We start from the raw sequence: 20,980 nt of genomic DNA on the forward strand, positions 1-20,980 counted from the left end.
TCGTCCCCCTCCTAGAATGGGCGCCCCATGCCGACCCTGATCCTGTTCCTGCCGCCCCGCGACCGCTTGCACGCCCAGGGTCGATCCAGTGCCGAAGCCTTGCCGCGCTCGGCCGGCGACTACGACTACCTGCTGTGCGGCAACGGCCGCCAGGTGCTGGCTCAAGGCCGCGCCACCGTAGCCGATCTGCCGGCCGCCGAACAGCTGGTGCTGATGCTGGCGCCGGCCGACCTGTCCTGGCACAAGCTCAGGCTACCCAAGCTGAGCCCGGCCCGCTTGCGTCAAGCGCTGGCCGGCCTGCTGGAAGAAGAATTGCTGGACGACCCCGATGGCCTGCATTTCGCCCTCGCGCCATCGGCCCAGGGTGGAGAAGAGGCCTGGGTCGCCACTTGCGAGCACGGCTGGCTGTCTGGCCATCTGGCCCGACTCGATGCGGCCCAGCGCTTCGTCGACCGGGTGGCCCCCCTGTGCTGGCCCACGACCACCGCGCAGGGCTATTTTGAACGCCGGGCCGACGAAGACCATGTGGAGCTGCAATGGAGCCATCCCGACGGCAGCAGCACGCTGAACCTACAGGGCTTTGGCCGCCAGGTGCTGGCCGCTGAAGCGACCGCAGGTGCCAGCTGGCGTGCGGCGGCGGACGCCGTCGAAGCGGGCGAGCGCTGGCTCGGCGCGCCTGTCGCGGTGCAGAGCCGCGCCGAACGCGCCCTGCAGGCGCTGGACGGCCCCTGGAATCTGCGCCAGTTCGACCTGGCGCCGCGAATGCGCGGCCTGCATGCGCTGCGCCAATGGCAGCGCGAGCTGATGCACAAGCGCTGGGCTCCGACGCGCTGGGCCCTGGCCGGCCTGCTGGGTGTCCAGCTGCTGGGCATGAATGTCTGGGCCTGGCAGCAGAACCGCGAACTGGAGCGGCTGCGGACCTCGGTCGAAGGCGTGCTGCGCAGCGCGCATCCACAGGTCCGGGCCGTACTCGACGCGCCGTTGCAGATGCAGAGGGAAACCGAGCTGCTTCGCAGCCAGGCCGGCCGTACGGGCGACCAGGATCTGGAGCCCCTGCTGGCCGCAGCCGCCGCGGCCTGGCCCGCCGACCGGCCGCCGCTGGATGCGCTGAGCTTCGAGACCGGCAGGCTGAGCCTGTCGTCCCAGGGCTGGAGCGAAGCCCAGCTCGCCAATTTCCGACGCCAGCTGCAGAGCGAGGGCTGGCTGCTTGAACCGGCCGAAGGCCGCATGACCCTGCGCCGCGCCAAGCCCGGCGAGCAAGCGACGCGATGAATTCTTCCGCCTCTTCTTCCATGGGCAAGGCCACACTGTCCCAGCGCTTGCAAACCCAGCTCGCGCCGCTACGCGGCCAATGGCAACAGGCGGCACCGCGCGAGCGGCTGCTGGTGCAAGTCGGCCTCTCGGCCCTGGCCCTGCTGCTGGTCTGGCTGGTGCTGCTGATGCCGGCCTTGCGCACGCTGAAGCAAGCTCCGGCCAAGCGCGCGGATCTTGAGACCCAGCTGCAGCAGATGCAGGCCCTGGCCCTGGAAGCCCGCGAGCTGCGCAGCCAGCCGCCGGTGCCGGCCGCCGTGGCCCAGGCCGCCCTGCAAGCCGCCAGCGAACGACTGGGCAGCAATGCTCGGCTGGTGGTCAGCGGCGAACGAGCCACGCTCAACCTCAATGGCATCTCGCCCGAGGCCCTGCAGGCCTGGCTGGCCGAAGTACGCAGCGCGGCCCGCGCCCGCCCGGTCGAAGCCCAATTGCAACGAGGCCCGCAAGGCTTCAACGGCAGCATCGTGCTGAGCATCGCCAACGGGGTGGGGTCATGAGTGCTTCGCTCGCTCCGGAACAGCGCTCGTCGCGCCGCTGGGCCATCGCGGGCGGCCTGGTCGGCCTGCTGCTGGCCGTGCTGCTGTTCGCGCCGGCCAGCTGGCTGGCGCATGGGCTGGCCGACGCCAGCAACGGCCATCTGCTGCTGACTGAGACGCGCGGCAGTGTCTGGTCCGGCTCCGGCGTGCTGGTGCTGACCGGTGGTGAAGGCAGCCGCGACGCCAGCGCCCTGCCGGGTCGCCTCGAATGGACGCTGCGCCCCCAGGGCCTGGGCCTGGTCCTGCGGCTGCGCCAGGCCTGCTGCACCAATGGCGAGCTGAACCTGCTGGTCCAGCCTGGCGCGAACCGCCTGGCGATCAGCCTTCCCCATCAAGTCCCGGGCGACTGGCTGGCCCGCCTGCCCGCCGCCTGGCTGGGCGGCCTGGGCACGCCCTGGAACACCTTGCAGCTGAACGGCTCGGTGCGCCTCAGTGCCCAGGACTTCCGGCTCGAACGCGTTGGTGGTCGCTGGACCCAGACCGGCCGCCTGGACCTGGACCTGGTCAACCTGGGCTCGCGCCTCTCGACGCTGGCCCCGCTTGGCAGCTACCGATTGAGCCTGGTCGGCGGCCAGGCCGCCGGCCAATCGCTCTTGCAACTGAGCACGCTGGACGGTGCCCTGCTGCTGAACGGCCAGGGCAGCCTGGGAGGCGGCAAGGCCCGTTTCCTCGGCGACGCCACGGCCGCGCCCGGCCGCGAGGCCGCGCTGAACAATCTCCTGAACATCATCGGCCGGCGCGAAGGCGCGCGTTCCGTCATTTCGATCGGATGAGCATGAAACTCTCCCGCCCCACCCAGCTGTCGTCCGCCCTGCTGGCTGCCTTGCTGGCTCCTCCCGTTGTGGCCCAGCCGCTGGCCACCACGATCGCCGCACAGCATCAACAGCAGCAGCAGCAAGCCAAGCCCGCCCCCATGGCGGCGGCTTCTGCACCGGCCGCGCCCAAGAAGGGCCCGGCGGTCAAGTCGGCCACACCGGTGACGCTGAATTTCGTCAATGCCGACATCGAGGCCGTGACCCGTGCCATCGGCGTGATGATGGACCGCCAGTTCGTCATCGACCCGCGGGTCAAGGGCGTGATCACGGTCTACAGCGAACAGCCGTTGCCGGTGGCCTCGGCCTACCTGAACTACCTGGCGGCCCTGCGCGGCCTGGGCTTCACCGTCGTGGAAAGCGGCGGGCTCTACAAGCTGGTGCCCGAGGCCGATGCCAAGCTGCAGACCGGCACGGTGACTGTCGGCGACAGCAAGCAGCGCGGCGACCAGGTCATCACCCAGGTGTTCAAGCTGCAGCACGAGAACGCCAACAACCTGCTGGCCGTGCTGCGGCCGTTGATCAGTGCCAACAACATGATCAACGCGAATCCTGGCAACAACAGCCTCTTGATCACCGACTATGCGGAGAACCTGCAGCGCATGGCCAAGATCATCGCGGCCATGGACACCGCCAGCACCACCGACATCGAGGTCGTGCCGCTCAAGCATGCCGTGGCCTCGGACATCGCCGCCCTGGTGCAGAAGCTGGGCGAAGGCGGTGGCGGTGCCACCGGCGGCGCGGTACCGGCAGCCGGCGGCGGCGCGCTGAACGTGCTGGCCGATCCGCGCAGCAATTCGCTGATCCTGCGAGCCAGCAGCGCGGCCCGCCTGGTGCTGGCCAAGGCCATGATCGAGAAGCTGGACATCCCGGGCGACCCGAACGGCAACATCCACGTCGTCTACCTGAAGAACGCCGACGCGACGCGCCTGGCCACCGTGCTGCGCGCCGCCTTCACCGGCCAGGCCGGCAGCGGCGGCAACAGCGGCAGCAGCGGGCCTAGCAGCCTGAGCGGCCAGCAGTCGCCCAGTGGCAGCCAGCAGCTGGGCAGCTCGTCCACCAGCTCCAGCAGCGGCGCCAACAGCCCGGCCGCCACCAACCCGGTCTCGCCCTCGGCCCAGCCGTCCACCGGCGGTTTCGTGCAGGCCGACCCGGCCACCAACTCGCTGATCATCACGGCGCCGGACGCCATGTACCGGCAGATCCGCAACGTGATCGACCAGCTCGACACGCGCCGCGCCCAGGTCTACGTGGAGTCGATGATCGTCAAGGTGGACGCCACCAAGGCCGCCCAGTTCGGCGTGCAGTGGCAGAACCTGTTCGGCAACAAGGGCGACTCGACCATCACAGGCGCCGGCACCAATTTCGGCAGCGGCGCCGGCAACATCCTCAACCTGTCGGGCGCCGCCGCCAACGGCCGCACGGGCGCTGCTTCGCTGCTGGCCTCCGGCAGCGCCGTGCCCACTGGCCTGAACATCGGCGTGCTCAAGCAGATCGGCAACTTCTACACGCTGGGCGCCATCGCCAACTTCCTCGAGGCCCAGGCCGGGGCCAATGTGCTGTCCACGCCCAACCTGGTGGCGCTGGACAACGAGGAGGCCAAGATCGTGATCGGCCAGAAGGTGGCCTTCACCACCGGCTCCTTCACCAACACCGGCACCGGCACCGGCGCGGTCAGCCCCTTCCAGACCTTCAACCGCGAGGACGTGGGCCTGACGCTGCGCATCCGCAGCCAGATTGGCGAAGGCGGCACGATTCGCATGCAGGTGTTCCAGGAGAACTCCAGCGTGGTGCCGGGCGCAAGCACGGCCGGCGGCCCGACCACCGACCGCAGCGCCATCGAGACCACGGTGGTCGTGGATGACGGCCAGATCCTGGTGCTGGGCGGCCTGCTCAAGGATGAATACACCGACGGTGCCGACGAGGTGCCGGGCCTGGCCAAGATTCCGCTGATCGGCAATCTGTTCAAGAGCGAGAACCGCAAGCGCGTGAAGACCAATCTGATGGTCTTCCTGCGGCCGGTGGTGCTGCGCGACCAGCAGAGCGCCAACCAGATCACGCTGGACCGCTACGACGTGATCCGCGCCAAGCAGCAGGGCGTGCAGCCCGAGTCCAAGCCGCTGCTCCCGGACACCGGCGCGCCGCTGTTGCCTGCCACGCCGCCATCGGCGCCGGCCTCGGCTCCGGTCAAGAACCCCTGAGGCAGCAAGCCATGGCCGGTCGACATCCCCTGCCCTATGCCTATGCCAAGGCCAAGACGGTGCTGCTCGAGGACCTGGGCTCCGAGCTGGTGCTTTGGGCCTCGCCAGCGCTGCAGCTGAGCACGCTGTCGGAGATCCAGCGCCTGTACGCAGTGGACCGCTGCGAACAGCAGGATGCCGCAGCCCTGGCCGAGCGCATCAACACCGCCTATGCCGGCAGCGAGTCCAGCGCGGCGGCCGTGGTCGGCGAAGTCGAGAGCGCCGTGGACCTGAGCCGCATGATGCAGGACCTGCCAGCGGTGGAAGACCTGCTGGAAGCGGCCAACGACGCGCCCATCATCCGCATGCTCAATGCGCTGCTGACCCAGGCCGCCAAGGACGGGGCCAGCGACATCCACATCGAGCCCTATGAGCGGGCCAGCTCGGTGCGCTTCCGCGTCGACGGCAGCCTGCGCGAGGTGGTGCAGCCCAACCGCGGCCTGCATGCGGCGCTGATCTCGCGCCTGAAGATCATGGCCGAGCTGGACATCGCGGAGAAGCGATTGCCGCAGGACGGCCGCATCTCGCTGCGCATTGGCGGCCGCGCCATCGACGTGCGCGTCTCCACCCTGCCCTCGGCGCACGGCGAGCGCGCCGTGCTGCGCCTGCTGGACAAGAGCGAATCCAAGTTCACGCTGGAAGGTCTGGGCATGGACGGCCATGTGCTGTCCGAGTTCAAGCGCCTGTGCCAGCAGCCGCATGGCATCGTGCTGGTCACCGGCCCCACCGGCAGCGGCAAGACCACGACGCTGTATGCGGCGCTGCAGACCCTGGACACCTCCACGACCAATGTGCTGACGGTCGAGGACCCGATCGAATACGAGCTGCCCGGCATAGGCCAGACCCAGGTCAACGGCAAGATCGACCTGACGTTTGCCAAGGCCTTGCGCGCCATCCTGCGCCAGGACCCGGACGTGATCATGATCGGCGAAATCCGCGATTTCGAGACCGCGCAGATCGCGATCCAGGCCTCGCTGACCGGCCACCTGGTGTTGGCCACGCTGCACACCAACGACGCGCCCAGCGCCGTGACCCGTCTGACCGACATGGGCGTCGAGCCCTTCCTGCTCAGCTCCAGCCTGCTGGGCGTGCTGGCCCAGCGTCTGGTGCGCAAGCTGTGCCCGAGCTGCCGCCGCCAGGATGGCGAGGGTCGCTGGCACCCGGTCGGCTGCAGCACCTGCAGCATGACCGGCTACAAGGGCCGCACCGGCGTCTACGAGCTGATGGTGGCCGACGAGCAGGTCCGCTCGCTGATACACAACCGTGCCGCCGAGGCCGAGCTGGCCGATGCAGCACGCCATGCCGGCCTGCGCTCCATGCGCGAGGACGGTGAACGACTGGTGCTTGACGGCACGACGTCGCTCGAGGAAGTGCTGCGCGTGACCCGCGACTGAAGCCGATGCCCGCCTTCAAGTACGAAGCCCTCACCGAAGCCGGGCGCCCGGCCAACGGCCTGGTCGAGGCCGACTCGCCGCGCGCCGCTCGTTCGCAGTTGCGCGGCATGGGCCTGGTGCCGCTGCAGGTGCAGGCGGTGCAGCAGCAGGCCGAAGGCGCGGCCGGCAGCCGCTGGGCACGTCGGGTCTTCAAGCCCTCGACGCTGGCGATCTGGACCCGTCAGCTGGCCGGCCTGGTCGGCTCGGGCCTGACGATAGAACGCGCCCTCACCGCGCTGGCCGACGAGGCCGAGGACCCGCGCCAGGCCGAGCTGCTGGCCCAATTGCGGGCCGAGGTCAACGCCGGCTCGGCGTTTGCACGAGCGCTGGCCACGGCGCCGCGCGAATTCAACGACGTCTACCGCGCCGTGGTCGCCGCCGGCGAGCAGAGCGGCGCGCTGGGCCAGGTGCTGGAGCGGCTGGCCGACGACCTGGAGCAGCGCCAGGAGCTGCGCTCCAAGCTGCTGGGCGCCATCGCCTATCCGGCCATCGTCAGCTTCTTCGCCGTCATCATCATCACCTTCCTGGTGACCTATGTGGTGCCGCAAGTGGCCGGCGTGTTCGCGCAGAGCAAGAAGGCCTTGCCCATGCTGACCCAGGTCATGCTGGGCCTCTCGTCCTTCGTGCGCAACTGGGGATGGCTGGTGGTGCTGCTCCTGATAGCCGGCGGCCTTGCGCTGGCCATCGCGCTGCGGCGGCCGGCCTTCAGGCGCCGCTTCGATGCCGGACTCTTGCGTGCGCCGCTGATTGGCCGTCTGGCCCGCGGCTACAACGGCGCCCGCTTCGCCGCCACGCTGGCCATGCTGGCCGGCGCCGGCGTGCCCATCCTCAAGGCTTTGCAGGCGGCGGCCGAGACGCTCTCGAATGCCGCCATGCGGGCCGACGCGATGGAGACCCTGGTCCAGGTGCGCGAAGGCGCGCCGCTGGGCTCGGCCCTCGCTGGCAAGAAGCGCTTCCCCGGCCTGCTGGCCATGTTCGCCCGCCTCGGCGAGCAGACCGGCTCCCTGCCCCAGATGCTGGACCGGGCCGCGCGCCAGCTGTCCATCGAGGTGCAGCGCCGTGCCATGGCCCTGGCCACCATGCTGGAGCCGCTGCTGATCGTCGGCATGGGTGCGGTGGTGATGCTGATCGTGCTGTCGGTGCTGCTGCCCATCATCGAGATGAATGCGATGGCGGGGCGCTGACGTAGCACACGAGTGCTACATTGGCAGCAATCACGGAGCTGCCATGAGTACCACCACGATACGCATCGACGAGGCGCTGAAGGCCAGGCTGGCCTTGGCAGCGGAGCGCGCCGGCAAGTCGGCCCACTCCTTCATCGTCGATGCCATCGCCGAAACCGTCGAGCAGGCCGAGCGGGCCGACGAGTTCGACCAGCTCGCCGAGTCGCGCTGGGCCCGCTTGCTGGAGACCGGCAAGTCGGTATCGCTGGCCGACGCCGAGCGCTATCTGCAGGGCCGGGCCCGTGGAGAAAAGCCTCGCAAGTCCCAGGGCCGCAAGCTGGGTGGCTGAATGGCGAGGATAGAGCTGGCTCCCGAGGTGCTGGACGACATGGAGCGCTTCCTGAGCCATCTGGAACAGCATGAAGCCAGTCATCCGCTGCAACGCGTGGCCGAACTGATCCAGGGCCTGCAAATCCTCGCTTCCCATCCCCTGATCGGTCGGCCGGCGCGCAGCGGCAAGCGCGAGCTGGTCATCGGCCAGGGCGTGCGCGGCTACATCGCCCTCTATCGCTTCGTCGAGCGCCTGGACACGGTTTTCGTGCTGGCCTTGCGCAGCCAGCGAGAAGCTGGTTTCAAGCGTTGACCGGACGCCCTCCACTCGCACCTAACCAAGACTCTGCCCATGCCCGCCACCCTGGACGGCCAACTGGTCGTAGCCCTTTCGTCCCGCGCCCTGTTCGACTTCGAGGAAGAGAACCAGGTCTTCGAGGCCAATGACGACCGTGCCTACATGGCGCTGCAGCAGCAACGCCTGGACGAGCCGGCCAAGCAGGGCGTGGCCTTCTCGCTGGTGCGCAAGCTGCTCGCCTTCAACGAGCCCGGCAAACCACGCCGCGTCGAGGTGGTGCTGCTGTCGCGCAATGACCCGGTCTCGGGCATGCGGGTGTTTCGCTCGGCCAAGCACTACGAGCTGGACATCCAGCGCGGCGTGTTCACTCGCGGCCAGAGCCCTTGGCGCTACCTGATGCCGCTGCAGGCCCAGCTGTTCCTGTCGGCCAACGAGGACGACGTGCGTTCGGCCCTGGCGGCCGGCGTGCCTTCGGCGCGGGTCTCGCCGCTGTCGGCGCGAGCCTCGGCCGCTCATCCGAACGAGCTTCGCATCGCCTTCGATGGCGATGCCGTGCTGTATTCGGACGAGGCCGAGCAGGTCTTCCAGCGCGAAGGCCTGGACGCCTTCCAGGCGCATGAAAGCTCGCGTGCCCAGCAGCCGCTGCAGCCCGGCCCGTTCAAGCCCATGCTTGAAGCGCTGCATCGCCTGCAGCAGGAGCCTGGCAATGCGATGCGGGTGCGCACGGCCCTCGTCACGGCCCGCAGCGCGCCGGCCCATGAGCGCGCGCTGCGCACGCTGATGGACTGGCAGATCGAGGTGGATGAGGCCATGTTCCTCGGCGGCCTGGCCAAGGGCGAGTTCCTGCGCGAGTTCGAGCCGGACTTCTTCTTCGACGACCAGATCGGACACATCAACAGCGCCAGCGCCCATGTGCCGGCCGGTCATGTGGCCGCCGGGGTGACCAACGCCTGAGGCGCCCGGCTGGGCCACAATCCGCGGCTTTTGCGAAACGCCGAGGAGACCCATGAGCCCCAAGTTCCGTCTGCGCGCCCTCGCGGCGGCCTCGACCCTGCTGGCGCTGAGCGCCGCCGAGGCTGGCCAAAATGGCTTCTACCGCCAGCCCGCCCTTCATGGGGACCAGGTCTATCTCGTCGCTGAAGGCGACCTCTGGCGCGTGGCCGCCGCCGGTGGCGAAGCCCAGCGCGTCACCACCCACCCGGGCCAGGAATCCATGCCGGCGGTTTCGCCCGACGGCCGCTGGCTGGCCTTCACCGCGCAGTACGAAGGCGGCACCGAGCTCTACCTGATGCCCACCAGCGGCGGCGTGCCGCAGCGCCTGACCTGGGAAGCCGGCGGCATGAAGGTCTGGGGCTTCACGCCGCAGGGCGAGGTGCTCTACACCAGCCTGGACGGCCAGCCCGGCAGCCAGCTGTTCGCCATCGATCCCAAGACCCTGCAGCGCCGCCAGCTGCCGGTGGGCCAGGCCAGCGATGCTGCCTTGAGCGCCGATGGCAAGACCCTGTACTTCACCCGCTCCGGCCTGCGCAGCGACAACGCGCGCCAGTACCGCGGCGGCGCCATCGCCCGGCTGTGGAGCATGGACCTCAGCAGCAATGCCGAGGCCAGGCCCCTGGTCGCCGAAGGCAACAACGACCGCCGGCCCATGCCCTACCGCGATGCCCAGGGCCGCGAGCGCATCGCCTTCCTGTCGGATCGCGACGGCACAGTCAACGTCTGGTCGGTCGATGCCAAGGGCCAGGACCTGCGCCAGCACAGCCGCCACAAGGGCTGGGACATCCGCCATGCCTCGCTGGACGGCAGCAAGCTGGTCTATTCGCTGGGCGCCGACGTCTACATGCTGGAGCTGAACGGCACGGCCGAGCCGCGCAAGCTGGCAATCACGCTGGCCGGCGACTTCGACCAGCAGCGCCAGCGCTGGGTCAAGAAGCCGCAGGACTTCCTGACCGACACGTCGATCTCGCCCAATGGCGAGCGCGTTCTGCTGGCCAGCCGCGGCCACCTGGCAACTCAGGGCGTGGGTGCGCTGCGCCGCGCCGAGCTGCCGACGCAGGCCGATGGCCGCTGCAAGAAGGGCGAGTTCAGCGCCGACGGCAAGAGCGTGTTCGCGCTCTGCGACTTCACGGGCGAGCATGAGGTCTGGCGCTTCGCCGCCAACGGCCTGAGCAAGCCCGAGCAGATCACCAGCGATGGGAGCACCTTGCGCATGCAGCTGCTGCCCTCGCCCGATGGCAAGTACCTGGCCCATGTCGACAAGGAAGGCCGGCTCTGGCTGACCGACCTGAAGGCCACGCCCAAGGCCACGACGCGCATGATCGCCCGCGACAAGCTGGAAAGCAGTCTCGGCGAGCTGGCCTGGGCCGCGGACAGCCGCAGCCTGGCCTTCACGCAGACGCTGCGCGACACCGACCGACCGCAGCTGATGCTGTTCAGCCTGGCCGACGACAAGCTGCACACGCTGACCAGCGACCGCTACGCCAGCGACTCGCCGGCCTTCAGCCCCGACGGCCGCTGGCTGTACTTCATCTCCAACCGCCAGATCGCGATCAGCGGCAACGGCAGCCCCTGGGGCGACCGCAACATGGGCCCGCATTTCGACCGCCGCGGCAAGCTTTACGCCCTGGCACTGCAGCCAGGCCAGCGCTTCCCGTTCGCGGCCAAGGACGAGCTGGAGGCGGCCGAAGCCAAGCCCGAGGCAAAACCTGACACCAAGACCGAGGCAAAGACCGACGCCAAGCCGGAAGCCAAGGCCGAGACCAAGCCCGATGCCAAGGCCAAGCCGGCCATCGTCTTCGAGGGTCTGGCCGAGCGTCTGTACGAGTTGCCGCTGGCCTCGGGCAACTACCGCGCGCTGCGTACCGACGGCAAGCGCCTGTGGGTCATGGAGAGCGAAGGCGCCGGCCGCACCCAGCTCAAGACTGCGGCCATAGACAACCAGGGCGGCAGCCTCGAATCTTTTGCCACCGATGTGCGCAGCTACGAGCTGAGCGCCGACGGCAAGAAGCTGATGGTGGTGCGCAATGCCGGCATGGGCAATGCGCCCGAGGTGTTGCTGGTCGAGGCCGGCGCCAAGCTGCCGGCGGAGACCGGCAAGTTCCAGGTGCGCTGGAGCGACTGGCAGATCGCCACCGATCCCAAGGCCGAGTGGAAGCAGATGTTTGCCGACGCCTGGCTGATGCACCGCGAGCACTTCTACGACAAAGCCATGCATGGCGTGGACTGGAAGGCTGTGCGCAGCAAGTACGAAGCCTTGGTCGAGCGCGTGACCGACCGCTACGAACTGGCCGAGCTGATGAGCCAGATGGTCAGCGAGCTCGGTGCCCTGCACAGCCAGGTCAATGCCGGCGACACCCGCCAGGGTCCCGAGGAGCCCGGCCTGGCCGGCCTGGGCGCCCGCCTGGCCAAGGTGGCCGATGGCTGGCGCGTCGAGCGCATCTACGTCAGCGACCCCGAGCTGCCCTCGGAAGCCGGCCCGCTGGGCCTGGCCGGCCTGGGCATCAGGAACGGCGACGTGATCACCGCGGTCAACGGCCGCAAGTCGGCCGAGGCGCCGCATATCGCCGAGCTGCTGCGCGGCCAGGCCGGCAAGCAGGTGCTGCTGGACGTGCGCGGCGCCGACGGCAAGAGCCAGCAGCGCATAGTCACGCCGGTGGCCCAGCGCCGCGATGCCCAGCTGCGCTACAACGACTGGCGCTACACCCGCGCCCGCATGGTGGCCGAGGGCAGCAACGGCCGCATCGGCTATCTGCATCTGCGCGCCATGGGCCCGGACGACATCGCCGACTTCGCCCGCGAGTTCTATGCCTACAGCGACCGCGACGGCCTGATCATCGACGTGCGCTACAACAACGGCGGCAACATCGACAGCTGGATCCTCGAGAAGCTCCTGCGCCGCGCCTGGGCCTTCTGGCAGCCGCGTGCACCGGAAGGCGCTGCGACCTACCCGAACATGCAGCATGTGTTCCGCGGCCATCTGGCCGTGCTGATGAACGAGGACACCTACTCGGACGGCGAGACCTTCTCGGAGGGCTTCAAGCGCCTGGGCCTGGGTCCGGTCATCGGCAAGCGCAGCTCGGGCGCCGGCGTCTGGCTGTCCGACGGCAACCGCCTGATGGACAACGGCATCATGCGCGCCGCCGAGATCGGCCAGATGAGCGCCGACGGCCGCTTCCTGATCGAGGGCGTGGGCGTGACGCCGGACATCGAGGTCGACAACCCGCCGCGCGCCAGCTTCCTGGGCGGCGACGCCCAGCTGGAAGCCGCCATCGCCGAGCTCAAGAAGACCATCGCCGCCAAGCCGGTGGTGACGGTCAAGCCCGGCCCCTATCTGCGCCCGGTCAAGCCCTGAGCGGGTTGGATCGCCGCTGAAAAGCAAACGGGAGGCCGCGGCCTCCCGTTTTTCATTGCAGCCAACGTTGGATCAGCTCAGCGTCACCCGCGCGAACTTGCGCTTGCCGACCTGGGCGACGAAGCTGCCAGCTTCCAGCTTCAGCGCCTTGTCCGAGATGGTCACGCTGTCGATCTTGACGCCACCCTGCTCGATCATGCGCGTGGCCTCGCCGCCCGAAGCGACCAGACCGGCACCCAGCAGCACCTTGCCGATCATCATCGGCGCGCCGCTCAGCGTCACCTCCGGAATCTCGTCCGGAATGCCGCCCTTGGCGCGGTTGTTGAAGTCGGCCTCGGCAGATTCGGCAGCGGCCGCGCTGTGGAAGCGCGCCGTGATCTCCTTGGCCAGCATGACCTTGGCGTCCTTGGGATTGCGGCCGCCTGCCACCTCGGCCTTCAGCGCCGCGATCTCGGCCAGGCTCTTGAAGCTCAGGAGCTCGAACCACTTCCACATCAGCTCGTCGCTGATGGACAGGATCTTGGCGAACATGGTGTTGGCCGGTTCGGTGATGCCCACGTAGTTGTTCTTGGACTTGGACATCTTGTCCACGCCGTCCAGGCCCTCGAGCAGGGGCATGGTCAGGATGCACTGCGGCTCCTGGCCGAATTCCTGCTGCAGATGACGGCCCATCAGCAGGTTGAACTTCTGATCGGTTCCGCCCAGCTCCAGGTCGCTCTTCAGCGCCACCGAGTCATAGCCCTGCATCAGCGGATAGAGGAATTCGTGGACCGAGATCGGCGTCTGGGCGGCGAAGCGCTTGGCGAAGTCGTCGCGCTCCATCATGCGGGCCACGGTGTACTTGGCGGCCAGCTGGATCATGCCGCTGGCACCCAGCGGCTCGCTCCATTCGCTGTTGTAGCGGATCTCGGTACGAGCCGGATCCAGCACCAGGCTGGCCTGCTTGTAGTAGGTCTCGGCGTTGGACTTGATCTGTTCCTTGGTCAGCGGCGGCCGAGTGCTGTTGCGGCCCGAGGGGTCGCCGATCATCGAGGTGAAGTCGCCGATCAGGAAGATCACCTGGTGGCCGAGGTCCTGCAGCTGGCGCATCTTGTTCAGCACCACCGTATGACCCAGGTGGATGTCGGGCGCGGTCGGGTCCAGGCCCAGCTTGATGCGCAGCGGCACGCCGGTGGCCTCGGACTTGGCCAGCTTCCTGATCCAGTCGGCCTCGGGCAGCAGCTCGTCCACGCCGCGGCGCGACTGGGCCAGGGCTTCGCGGACGCGGTCGGTCACGGCAAACTCGGGGGCGGCGGGGCTTGTTCGCGATTCGGACATGGGCTGTGTAAAGTTTCCCTCAGCCAGCGCTAAGGTCTTGATTTCTCGGGTTTCCTAGGCATTGACCCTGGAGGGGGCTCGGTATACTCGCGGCTCGCTTTGCGGCCCCGGAGCCCGGTGCCCAAGGAGCGCGAATTCTAGTGGACGCCATCCCGGCGACCGGTTTCCAGACAAGAACGACAGCCCCCGTGGGAATCCCTCGCCGCGTCAACGATTGGATTGAAGAGTTGCAGAAGGCCGGCCGCCAGGCCGAGGCTTTCGCAGCCAAGCATCCGCGCGCGCTGACCGGAGCTGTCGTCGGCGCCCTGAGCTGCTTCGCGGTCACCGCCTTCGGTATCGCCCCGCTGGCGCCGGACGCCCAAGACCTGCCGCAGCGCCAGCTCATCGAGCAAGTGACGCCGGAGAGCCTGGAAGAACAGCTCGCCGCCCTGGCTGCCAACAAGATCTCGCTGAGCCGCAACGACGTGACCCGCGCCAGCGACACGGCCGATTCGCTCTTGCGCCGCATGGGCGGCTTCGATGCCGCCGCCGCTGCCTTCCTGCGCAGCGACCCGTTGGCCCGCCGCGTGCTGCAAGGCCGCGTGGGCAAGATGGTGCAGTTGTCGGCCGATGCCTCGGGCCTGGTCGACCGCCTGGTCGCCCGCTTCCCGGCCGAGAAGGTGGAGCAGCAGGCCACGCACTTCAGCCGCCTGACGGTCGAGCGCCAGGGCCAAGCGTTCGTGTCCCGCCTTGAAACCGTGCCGCTGCAGTCGCAGGTGCGCCTGGGCAGCGGCACGATCCAGAGCTCGCTGTTCGCCGCCACCGACGATGCCCGCATCCCCGACAGCGTGGCCTCGCAGCTCGCCGACATGTTCTCGGGCGACATCGATTTCCACCGCGAACTGCGCAAGGGCGACCGCTTCTCCCTGGTCTACGAAAGCCTGACCGCCGACGGCGAACCCATCAACTGGGACGGCGCGGCCGGCCGCGTGGTGGCCGCCGAGTTCGTCAACAACGGCCGTAGCTACTCGGCCGTCTGGTACCGCGACAGCGGTTCCGGCAAGGGCAGCTACTACGGCTTCGACGGCCAGAACAAGCGCCGCGCCTTCCTGGCCAGCCCGATGGAGTTCTCGCGCGTGACCTCCGGGTTCGCAATGCGCTTCCACCCCATCCACCAGACCTGGCGCCAGCACCTCGGCACGGACTACGGCGCGCCGACCGGCACGGCGGTGCGCAGCGTCGGCGACGGCACGGTCGATTTCGCCGGCTGGCAGAACGGCTTCGGCAACGTGGTCCATCTGCGCCACGCCGGTGACCGCACCACGGTCTACGCCCATCTGAGCAAGATCGACGTGAGGAAGGGCCAGCGCGTCGACCAGGGCCAGCAAATAGGCGCAGTCGGCTCGACCGGCTGGGCCACCGGCCCGCATCTGCATTTCGAATTCCGCGTCGGCGGCCGCCACCAGGATCCGCGCATGATCGCGCGCGCTTCGGAGTCCGTGCCGCTGCCGGCCACGGCCCGCACCCAGTTCAAGCAGCAGGTCGCCAGCGCGCAGACCCAGCTGGAAGTCGCTGCCAGCATCAGCAGCGGCGTCAGCAGTTCCGACTGATAGATGCCCGGGCTGTACCTGGGCCTGATGTCCGGCACCTCGCTGGACGGTGTCGACGCCGTACTGGCTCGCTTCCCCACGCAGGATCGCATCGAAGTGCTGGCGCATTGCCACCAGCCCTTCGAGGCAGAGCTGCGCGCCGAACTGCTGGCGCTGAACGCGGCCGGCCCCAACGAAGCCCATCGAATGGCCTTGGCCGCGAATGCCGTGGCCCGCTGCTACGCGGCCGTCGCAGGTCAGGCGATGGATGGCATCACGGAATCGGTCCAGGCCCTGGGCGCGCATGGCCAGACCATCCGCCATCAGCCGCTGGCCTTTGACGGCTGCGGCTACTCGATCCAGTTGCTCAACGGCAGCTTGCTGGCTGAGCTGACGGGCGTCGACGTGGTCTGCGATTTCCGCAATCGCGACCTGGCTGCCGGTGGGCAGGGCGCCCCGCTGGTGCCGGCCTTCCATCGCGCGCTGTTCGGCCAGGCCGGCCGCGACATCGTGGCGCTCAACATTGGTGGCTTCAGCAACGTGAGCCTGCTCGGTGCCGACGGCTCGACCCGCGGCTTCGATTGCGGCCCCGGCAATTGCTTGATGGACCTGTGGATTGCCGAGCGACGCGGCCTACCCTATGACGCCGACGGCGCCTGGGCTGCCAGCGGCCAGGTGCTATCGGCCTTGCTGCAGGCCCAGCTGGCCGAACCCTGGTTCGCCCTGCCACCCCCACGCAGCACCGGCCGGGATCTGTTCAGCCTGGATTGGCTGCTAGGCCACGTGAACAAGCATGCGCCAGGCGCCAAGCCCGAAGACATCCAGGCCACGCTGCTGGAACTGACGGTCGAGACCATTGCCCCTCACGTCGGCACGCCGGCCGAACTGCTGGTATGCGGCGGCGGCGCTCTCAATGGCCGGCTGATGCAGCGGCTGCAGCAGCGACTGCCATCGACCCTGGTTCTCAGCACCGCAGCCCGCGGCTTGCCGCCCATGCAGGTCGAGGCTGCCGCCTTTGCCTGGCTGGCCAAACGCTTTGTCAAACGCGAGCCAGGCAATCTGGAAGCGGTCACCGGCGCCAGGGGGCCGCGCATGCTCGGCGCGCTCTATCCGGCCTGAGTCGGGTCAAAGAAAAAGCCGCCCGAGGGCGGCTTTCTCATTGGGACCAGGAATCCGGCTTCAGACCGAGAAGCTAGAACCGCAACCGCAAGTGGTCGAGGCGTTCGGGTTCTTGATCACGAACTGGGCGCCCTGCAGGTCTTCCTTGTAGTCGATCTCGGCGCCCATCAGGTACTGCAGGCTCATCGCGTCGATCAGCAGGGTCACGCCGTTCTTGACCATCTGGGTGTCGTCTTCATTGACGGCCTCGTCGAAGGTGAAACCGTACTGGAAGCCCGAGCAGCCGCCGCCCTGCACGAAGACACGCAGTTTCAGGTCGGGGTTGCCTTCCTCGGCCACCAGGTCGCGCACCTTGTCGGCGGCGCTGTCGGTGAAGACCAGCGGAGCCGGCATGTCGCCAAGGGTGGAGCTGTTCTCAAGCACTGCGCTCATGAATGGATTCCTGAGTAGAAGACGGCTTCAGCCGTCGATGGCCGCGATTGTCCCTCGAAACGGCCAGGCCTTCCGAGACCCCAGGCAGTTGAGGGCCAATCCGCAAATGAAAAGGCCGCTCCGGAGAGCGGCCTTCTTGCGTGCAAGCCAGCCCAGGGCCGGCTTGCGAAGCATCGATCAGCGCTTGCTGAATTGCTTGCGGCGACGTGCACCGTGCAGACCGACCTTCTTACGCTCGACTTCACGCGCATCACGCGTGACGAAGCCAGCGCGGCTCAGTTCGGGCTTCAGGGCTGCGTCGTAGTCGATCAGAGCGCGGGTGATACCCAGGCGGATCGCGCCGGCTTGACCCGACTCGCCACCACCGTGGACGTTGACCTTGATGTCGAAGGCTTCGACATTGTTGGTCAGCATCAGCGCTTGGCGGGCGACCATGATCGAGGTCTGACGGCCGAAATACTGCTCGACCGACTTGCCGTTGATGATGATTTGGCCCGTGCCCTTCTTGATGAAGACGCGAGCAACCGACGACTTGCGACGGCCGGTGCCGTAGTTCCAGTTTCCGATCATCACCGCTCCTTAGATTTCCAGAGCCTTGGGCTGCTGAGCGGTGTGCGGGTGCGTGGCACCGGCGTAGACCTTCAGCTTCTTCACCATGGCGTAGCCCAGCGGGCCCTTGGGCAGCATGCCCTTGACGGCCTTCTCCAGGGCACGGCCCGGATGCTTGGCTTGCATGTCCTTGAACTTGGTGGCGTAGATGCCGCCCGGGAAGCCCGAGTGACGGTAGTACACCTTGTCCGTGGCCTTGTTGCCCGTGACACGCAGCTTGTCGGCGTTGATGATGACGATGAAATCACCGGTGTCGACGTGAGGCGTGTAAATGGCCTTGTGCTTGCCGCGCAAACGGAGTGCCACTTCGCTGGCAACACGTCCGAGCACCTTGTCGGTGGCGTCAATCACAAACCACTCGTGCGTCACTTCGGCCGGCTTGGCGCTGAAGGTCTTCATGAGGATCTTTCGATAGTCGTTCCCGAATTCGGGGACGACGATGAGATGGCTGAACTTCGCATTCATGCCCCTGAATCGGTGCCGCTTCTTGGGAAGGAAGCCCTTCCGGCGCGACCTCTCATGCCAGGGCAGGAAGCCATTTCCCCGCAGCCAAGTCGAGGAAAGCCCGCGAGTGTACCAGAGCCTAGTGAAATCCCCAAAGCATCCGGAGGCCCCTGGGCCGGGGGCCTCTTCCAGCCCCGGGGTAGCATGGCTGCCACGCCCGCCGGACCCCGCCATGACCCAGCCTCCCGAGCAAGACGGCAAGGACAGCCCGCAGCCCTGGCACCAGGCTGTGCTGCGCCGCTGGGCGGACTGGGTGCCGATCCGCTCACTGGCTCGGCGCCACCGCAAGCGCATCAAGGACCACCTGCTGGCCCTGGGCGAGCGCGACCGCTACCTGCGATTCGGCTACCCCGCCACCGACGAACAGGTCACCAAGTACGCCTTGGGCCTGGACTTCGACCGCGACGAGGTGCTGGGCATCTTCAACCGCAAGCTGGAACTGGTGGCCATGGCCCACCTGGCTTATGAGCCGCTACCGCAGCGCATAGGCAAGCCGGCCATGGCTGAGTTCGGCGTCTCGGTGGCCGAGAAGGCGCGCGGCCGTGGCTTCGGCGCCCGGCTGTTCGAACATGCCGCCCTGCACGCCCGCAACCGCGGCATCGAGACCTTGTTCATCCATGCCCTGAGCGAGAACGCGCCCATGTTAAAGATTGCCCGATCAGCGGGCGCCACGGTCGAGCGGGACGGCTCCGAGTCCGAAGCCTGGCTGAGACTGCCGCCGGACACGGTTGCCTCCCATGTCGGCGAGGCGTTGGAGCGACACCTGGCCGAGGTCGATTTCACGCTCAAGCGACATGTGCGCACCCTTCACGCCATCATCGACGGCGTCGCGGAAGTCACACAGCACCTCGGAGACGGGGGCGGCAAGGGCCCCAAGCCCTGAGGCGGACCGGGGCCCGGACTACCCCCTTCCTAGGCGGGTAGGCCCGTAGTGATTTGTTGCAAATATCCGCTACATTCGCCCGATAAGCGCCGTTTTGCCGGCGCAATTCGGCCTTTCAAGGCCTCAGGGACCGCGAGGGATATGTCGGCCAACCTACCGTGGATCATTGCGCTGGTGTCGAGCTGCGGCCTGTTCGGCCTGGCTCTGCTCTGGGCTCTGCGCCGGCCGAACCGCTCTGCCAAACCCCTGCCCGCCGACTGGTCGCTGACCGCGCGGCCGGTCTTCAGCACCGATGAACGCCGCGTCTACCGGCTGCTGAAGGAAGCGCTGCCGCACCACGTCATCCTGTCCAAGCTGCCCCTGGTCCGCTTCTGCCAGCCGACCGAGGCCAAGGAAGTGCGCTACTGGTTCGACCTGCTGGGCTCGATTCATGTCACCTTCGCGATCTGCAGCCCGAACGGTCGAGTGCTGGCCGCCATCGACCTGGATACCGAGCGCAGCGTCTCGGGCCGCAACCTGCAGATCAAGCAGTCGGTGCTCAGCGCCTGCCGCGTGCGCTACCTGCGCTGCCCGATAGACAACCTGCCCAGCGCCGCCGAGTTGCAGTTGCTGGTGCCGTTCACGAACACCAGCAACGCCCGTGGGCCACAGGCTGCGCCCTTGCTGCGTCCAGCCGTAGGCCGCTCCAGCGAAGGCCAGCGCGCCGCCCGAGAGCACAGCCTCTGGCAGGACTCGGCGATGTTCAGCGACTCGTTCTTCGCTCCTGACAGTCGTTTCGACTCGCTGACCGGCACCGCTCCCGCCACCCGCAATCCTGAGCCGGTGGCGACCAGCTTCCGCAACACCACACCGTTCGCCGAACCGCTGGGTGGCAATGCGCAGTTCCCTGACGAGGCGCCGAACGACATCGTCGGCGTGGTCGTCGACACGCCGCGCTACGGCGCCGGCACGCCCCGCTGAGCCCCGCGCTGGCTCGATAATCCGCCACACGGCGCCCCGGTCGGGCGCCGTTGTCATTTGCAGCCCCTTCCCATGAGCCAAGACCCAGACACCAGCTTCGGCAGCCTGACCCCCGAGTTCATGCTCGATGCGCTGGAAGAGGCCGGCCTGCACGGCGATGGCCGTCTGCTGCAGCTGAATTCCTACGAGAACCGGGTGCTGCAGGTGCACCTGGAAGATGGCCGCGTGGCCGTGGCCAAGTTCTACCGGCCCGGTCGCTGGAGCGACGCCCAGATCCTTGAGGAACACGCCTTTGCCGCGGAGCTGGCCGAGGCCGAGGTGCCTGTCGCCGCGCCCTGGCAGTTGGGCGATTCCACCCTGCGCCACTTCAAGGGCCAGCGATTTGCCGTCACGCCACGCCAGGGTGGCCGCGCCCCCGAACTGGAGGATCCCGAAGTCCTGAGCTGGATAGGCCGCTACCTGGCGCGCATCCACACCGTTGGCCGTGCTCGCCCGTTTGACACGCGACTGCGTTGGGACAGTGCCGAGCCCGGCCGCACCGCGCACCGCTGGCTGATCGAACATGAATCGCTGCCGCCTGAGCTGCTTGCCGGCTGGAACGATGTGACCCTGCGCTGCCTGGATCGCATAGACCAGGCCTTCGCCGCCGTACCCGATCTGCGCACCCAGCGCCTGCACGGCGACTGCCATCCCGGCAACATCCTCTGGACGCCGGACAAGGGCCCGCATTTCGTCGACCTGGACGACGCCGTCATGGGCCCGGCCGTGCAGGACCTCTGGATGCTGCTGTCCGGCGACGCACTGAGCATGCGCCGCCAGCTGGAATGCGTGCTGGAAGGCTACGAGGAGATGGCCGAATTCGACCGCCGCGAGCTGGCCTTGATCGAACCGCTGCGCACGCTGCGCATGATCCACCACAGCGCCTGGCTGGCCCGGCGCTGGGGCGACCCGGCCTTTCCGCTGGCCTTCCCCTGGTTCGGCACGCCGAACTACTGGAGCGACCAGACGGTCAAGCTGCGTGAGCAGCTGGAGGCGATGGAGCCCACAGACCTCGAGCCCTCAACGTCGCCGACCGACGACGAAGAGGACTACAAGTTCTGGGATATGTGAAGGCGGA

At 68.0% G+C, this 20,980-nt stretch carries 19 protein-coding genes; 15 read left to right on the forward strand and 4 right to left on the reverse strand.

Translation table 11 applies throughout. The features are described from left to right. Window positions 1-27 precede the first annotated feature (27 nt). From gspL to QT382_RS10180, 10 genes are read left to right on the forward strand one after another with little or no spacing between them, the layout of a single operon-like run. The gene (gene gspL, locus QT382_RS10135; protein WP_289253910.1) at window positions 28-1,272 is read left to right on the forward strand and encodes a type II secretion system protein GspL; all 1,245 of its coding nucleotides are present in this window, start codon (window positions 28-30) and stop codon (window positions 1,270-1,272) included. Next, on the forward strand, window positions 1,269-1,808 hold the full coding sequence (locus QT382_RS10140; protein ID WP_289253911.1) for a type II secretion system protein M: 540 nt from the start codon (window positions 1,269-1,271) through the stop codon (window positions 1,806-1,808). The genes gspL and QT382_RS10140 overlap by 4 nt, the downstream gene beginning before the upstream one ends. Continuing rightward, window positions 1,805-2,620 (forward strand): hypothetical protein, encoded by an 816-nt coding sequence (locus tag QT382_RS10145; RefSeq protein ID WP_289253912.1) that lies wholly within the window; start codon window positions 1,805-1,807, stop codon window positions 2,618-2,620. Before QT382_RS10140 ends, QT382_RS10145 begins: the two co-directional genes overlap by 4 nt. A gap of 2 nt (window positions 2,621-2,622) precedes the next feature. Further along, a complete protein-coding gene (gene gspD / locus QT382_RS10150; protein WP_289253913.1) occupies window positions 2,623-4,860 on the forward strand; it encodes a type II secretion system secretin GspD in 2,238 nt (745 codons plus the stop codon). Between the two features lie 11 nt (window positions 4,861-4,871). Beyond that, the gene (gene gspE, locus QT382_RS10155; protein WP_289253914.1) at window positions 4,872-6,293 is read left to right on the forward strand and encodes a type II secretion system ATPase GspE; all 1,422 of its coding nucleotides are present in this window, start codon (window positions 4,872-4,874) and stop codon (window positions 6,291-6,293) included. 5 nt (window positions 6,294-6,298) lie between these two features. Continuing rightward, window positions 6,299-7,516: a type II secretion system inner membrane protein GspF gene (gspF, locus tag QT382_RS10160; RefSeq protein ID WP_289253915.1), complete on the forward strand. Its 1,218-nt coding sequence runs from the start codon at window positions 6,299-6,301 to the stop codon at window positions 7,514-7,516. A 43-nt stretch (window positions 7,517-7,559) separates the two neighbouring features. Then, a complete protein-coding gene (locus QT382_RS10165) occupies window positions 7,560-7,844 on the forward strand; it encodes a ribbon-helix-helix protein, CopG family (RefSeq protein ID WP_289253916.1) in 285 nt (94 codons plus the stop codon). Further along, window positions 7,845-8,138 (forward strand): type II toxin-antitoxin system RelE/ParE family toxin, encoded by a 294-nt coding sequence (locus QT382_RS10170; RefSeq protein WP_289253917.1) that lies wholly within the window; start codon window positions 7,845-7,847, stop codon window positions 8,136-8,138. It begins immediately after the preceding gene. Window positions 8,139-8,177: 39 nt separating this feature from the next. After that, the gene (locus QT382_RS10175) at window positions 8,178-9,077 is read left to right on the forward strand and encodes a 5'-nucleotidase (protein WP_289253918.1); all 900 of its coding nucleotides are present in this window, start codon (window positions 8,178-8,180) and stop codon (window positions 9,075-9,077) included. Window positions 9,078-9,129: 52 nt separating this feature from the next. After that, window positions 9,130-12,471, forward strand: coding sequence for a S41 family peptidase (locus QT382_RS10180; protein WP_289253919.1), 3,342 nt, complete (start codon window positions 9,130-9,132; stop codon window positions 12,469-12,471). 72 nt (window positions 12,472-12,543) lie between these two features. Here QT382_RS10180 and tyrS read toward each other — a convergent pair whose 3' ends face one another. Next, window positions 12,544-13,788 (reverse strand): tyrosine--tRNA ligase, encoded by a 1,245-nt coding sequence (tyrS, locus tag QT382_RS10185; RefSeq protein WP_289253920.1) that lies wholly within the window; start codon window positions 13,786-13,788, stop codon window positions 12,544-12,546. Window positions 13,789-13,976: 188 nt separating this feature from the next. Here tyrS and QT382_RS10190 point away from each other — a divergent pair, with 188 nt between their 5' ends. Both QT382_RS10190 and QT382_RS10195 read left to right on the forward strand, forming a co-directional pair. Continuing rightward, window positions 13,977-15,377, forward strand: a complete 1,401-nt coding sequence (locus QT382_RS10190) for a M23 family metallopeptidase (protein ID WP_289253921.1) — start codon at window positions 13,977-13,979, stop codon at window positions 15,375-15,377. A gap of 3 nt (window positions 15,378-15,380) precedes the next feature. Further along, window positions 15,381-16,475: an anhydro-N-acetylmuramic acid kinase gene (locus QT382_RS10195; RefSeq protein WP_289253922.1), complete on the forward strand. Its 1,095-nt coding sequence runs from the start codon at window positions 15,381-15,383 to the stop codon at window positions 16,473-16,475. A 60-nt stretch (window positions 16,476-16,535) separates the two neighbouring features. On the opposite strand, the gene erpA is transcribed toward QT382_RS10195, so the two are convergent. The 3 genes from erpA to rplM all read right to left on the reverse strand — a co-directional run bounded on the left by erpA (window position 16,536) and on the right by rplM (window position 17,915). Further along, window positions 16,536-16,907 carry an iron-sulfur cluster insertion protein ErpA gene (erpA, locus tag QT382_RS10200; RefSeq protein WP_289253923.1) on the reverse strand — a complete coding sequence of 124 codons (372 nt, stop codon included), beginning with the start codon at window positions 16,905-16,907 and terminating at the stop codon, window positions 16,536-16,538. A gap of 177 nt (window positions 16,908-17,084) precedes the next feature. Beyond that, window positions 17,085-17,477: a 30S ribosomal protein S9 gene (gene rpsI, locus QT382_RS10205; protein ID WP_289253924.1), complete on the reverse strand. Its 393-nt coding sequence runs from the start codon at window positions 17,475-17,477 to the stop codon at window positions 17,085-17,087. 9 nt (window positions 17,478-17,486) lie between these two features. Beyond that, on the reverse strand, window positions 17,487-17,915 hold the full coding sequence (gene rplM / locus QT382_RS10210) for a 50S ribosomal protein L13 (RefSeq protein ID WP_195796143.1): 429 nt from the start codon (window positions 17,913-17,915) through the stop codon (window positions 17,487-17,489). Window positions 17,916-18,192: 277 nt separating this feature from the next. Here rplM and QT382_RS10215 point away from each other — a divergent pair, with 277 nt between their 5' ends. From QT382_RS10215 to QT382_RS10225, 3 genes are all read left to right on the forward strand, one after another. Beyond that, window positions 18,193-18,903 (forward strand): GNAT family N-acetyltransferase, encoded by a 711-nt coding sequence (locus QT382_RS10215; protein WP_289253925.1) that lies wholly within the window; start codon window positions 18,193-18,195, stop codon window positions 18,901-18,903. A gap of 141 nt (window positions 18,904-19,044) precedes the next feature. Then, window positions 19,045-19,863 (forward strand): DUF2726 domain-containing protein, encoded by an 819-nt coding sequence (locus QT382_RS10220; RefSeq protein WP_289253926.1) that lies wholly within the window; start codon window positions 19,045-19,047, stop codon window positions 19,861-19,863. Window positions 19,864-19,935: 72 nt separating this feature from the next. Further along, on the forward strand, window positions 19,936-20,973 hold the full coding sequence (locus tag QT382_RS10225; protein WP_289253927.1) for a serine/threonine protein kinase: 1,038 nt from the start codon (window positions 19,936-19,938) through the stop codon (window positions 20,971-20,973). Window positions 20,974-20,980: the final 7 nt, after the last annotated feature.

Source organism: Pelomonas sp. SE-A7 (genome assembly GCF_030345705.1).
GTDB lineage: Bacteria > Pseudomonadota > Gammaproteobacteria > Burkholderiales > Burkholderiaceae_C > JAUASW01.

Coding starts and splice junctions, on each gene's coding strand:
- gspL (WP_289253910.1), top strand. CDS start 28: ATGCCGACCCTGATCCTGTTCCTGCCGCCCCGCGACCGCTTGCACGCC.
- gspE (WP_289253914.1), top strand. CDS start 4,872: ATGGCCGGTCGACATCCCCTGCCCTATGCCTATGCCAAGGCCAAGACG.
- rplM (WP_195796143.1), bottom strand. CDS start 17,915: ATGAAGACCTTCAGCGCCAAGCCGGCCGAAGTGACGCACGAGTGGTTT.
- gspF (WP_289253915.1), top strand. CDS start 6,299: ATGCCCGCCTTCAAGTACGAAGCCCTCACCGAAGCCGGGCGCCCGGCC.
- QT382_RS10195 (WP_289253922.1), top strand. CDS start 15,381: ATGCCCGGGCTGTACCTGGGCCTGATGTCCGGCACCTCGCTGGACGGT.
- QT382_RS10220 (WP_289253926.1), top strand. CDS start 19,045: ATGTCGGCCAACCTACCGTGGATCATTGCGCTGGTGTCGAGCTGCGGC.
- rpsI (WP_289253924.1), bottom strand. CDS start 17,477: ATGATCGGAAACTGGAACTACGGCACCGGCCGTCGCAAGTCGTCGGTT.
- QT382_RS10170 (WP_289253917.1), top strand. CDS start 7,845: ATGGCGAGGATAGAGCTGGCTCCCGAGGTGCTGGACGACATGGAGCGC.
- QT382_RS10180 (WP_289253919.1), top strand. CDS start 9,130: ATGAGCCCCAAGTTCCGTCTGCGCGCCCTCGCGGCGGCCTCGACCCTG.
- QT382_RS10145 (WP_289253912.1), top strand. CDS start 1,805: ATGAGTGCTTCGCTCGCTCCGGAACAGCGCTCGTCGCGCCGCTGGGCC.
- tyrS (WP_289253920.1), bottom strand. CDS start 13,788: ATGTCCGAATCGCGAACAAGCCCCGCCGCCCCCGAGTTTGCCGTGACC.
- QT382_RS10140 (WP_289253911.1), top strand. CDS start 1,269: ATGAATTCTTCCGCCTCTTCTTCCATGGGCAAGGCCACACTGTCCCAG.
- QT382_RS10225 (WP_289253927.1), top strand. CDS start 19,936: ATGAGCCAAGACCCAGACACCAGCTTCGGCAGCCTGACCCCCGAGTTC.
- QT382_RS10175 (WP_289253918.1), top strand. CDS start 8,178: ATGCCCGCCACCCTGGACGGCCAACTGGTCGTAGCCCTTTCGTCCCGC.
- QT382_RS10165 (WP_289253916.1), top strand. CDS start 7,560: ATGAGTACCACCACGATACGCATCGACGAGGCGCTGAAGGCCAGGCTG.
- QT382_RS10215 (WP_289253925.1), top strand. CDS start 18,193: ATGACCCAGCCTCCCGAGCAAGACGGCAAGGACAGCCCGCAGCCCTGG.
- erpA (WP_289253923.1), bottom strand. CDS start 16,907: ATGAGCGCAGTGCTTGAGAACAGCTCCACCCTTGGCGACATGCCGGCT.
- gspD (WP_289253913.1), top strand. CDS start 2,623: ATGAAACTCTCCCGCCCCACCCAGCTGTCGTCCGCCCTGCTGGCTGCC.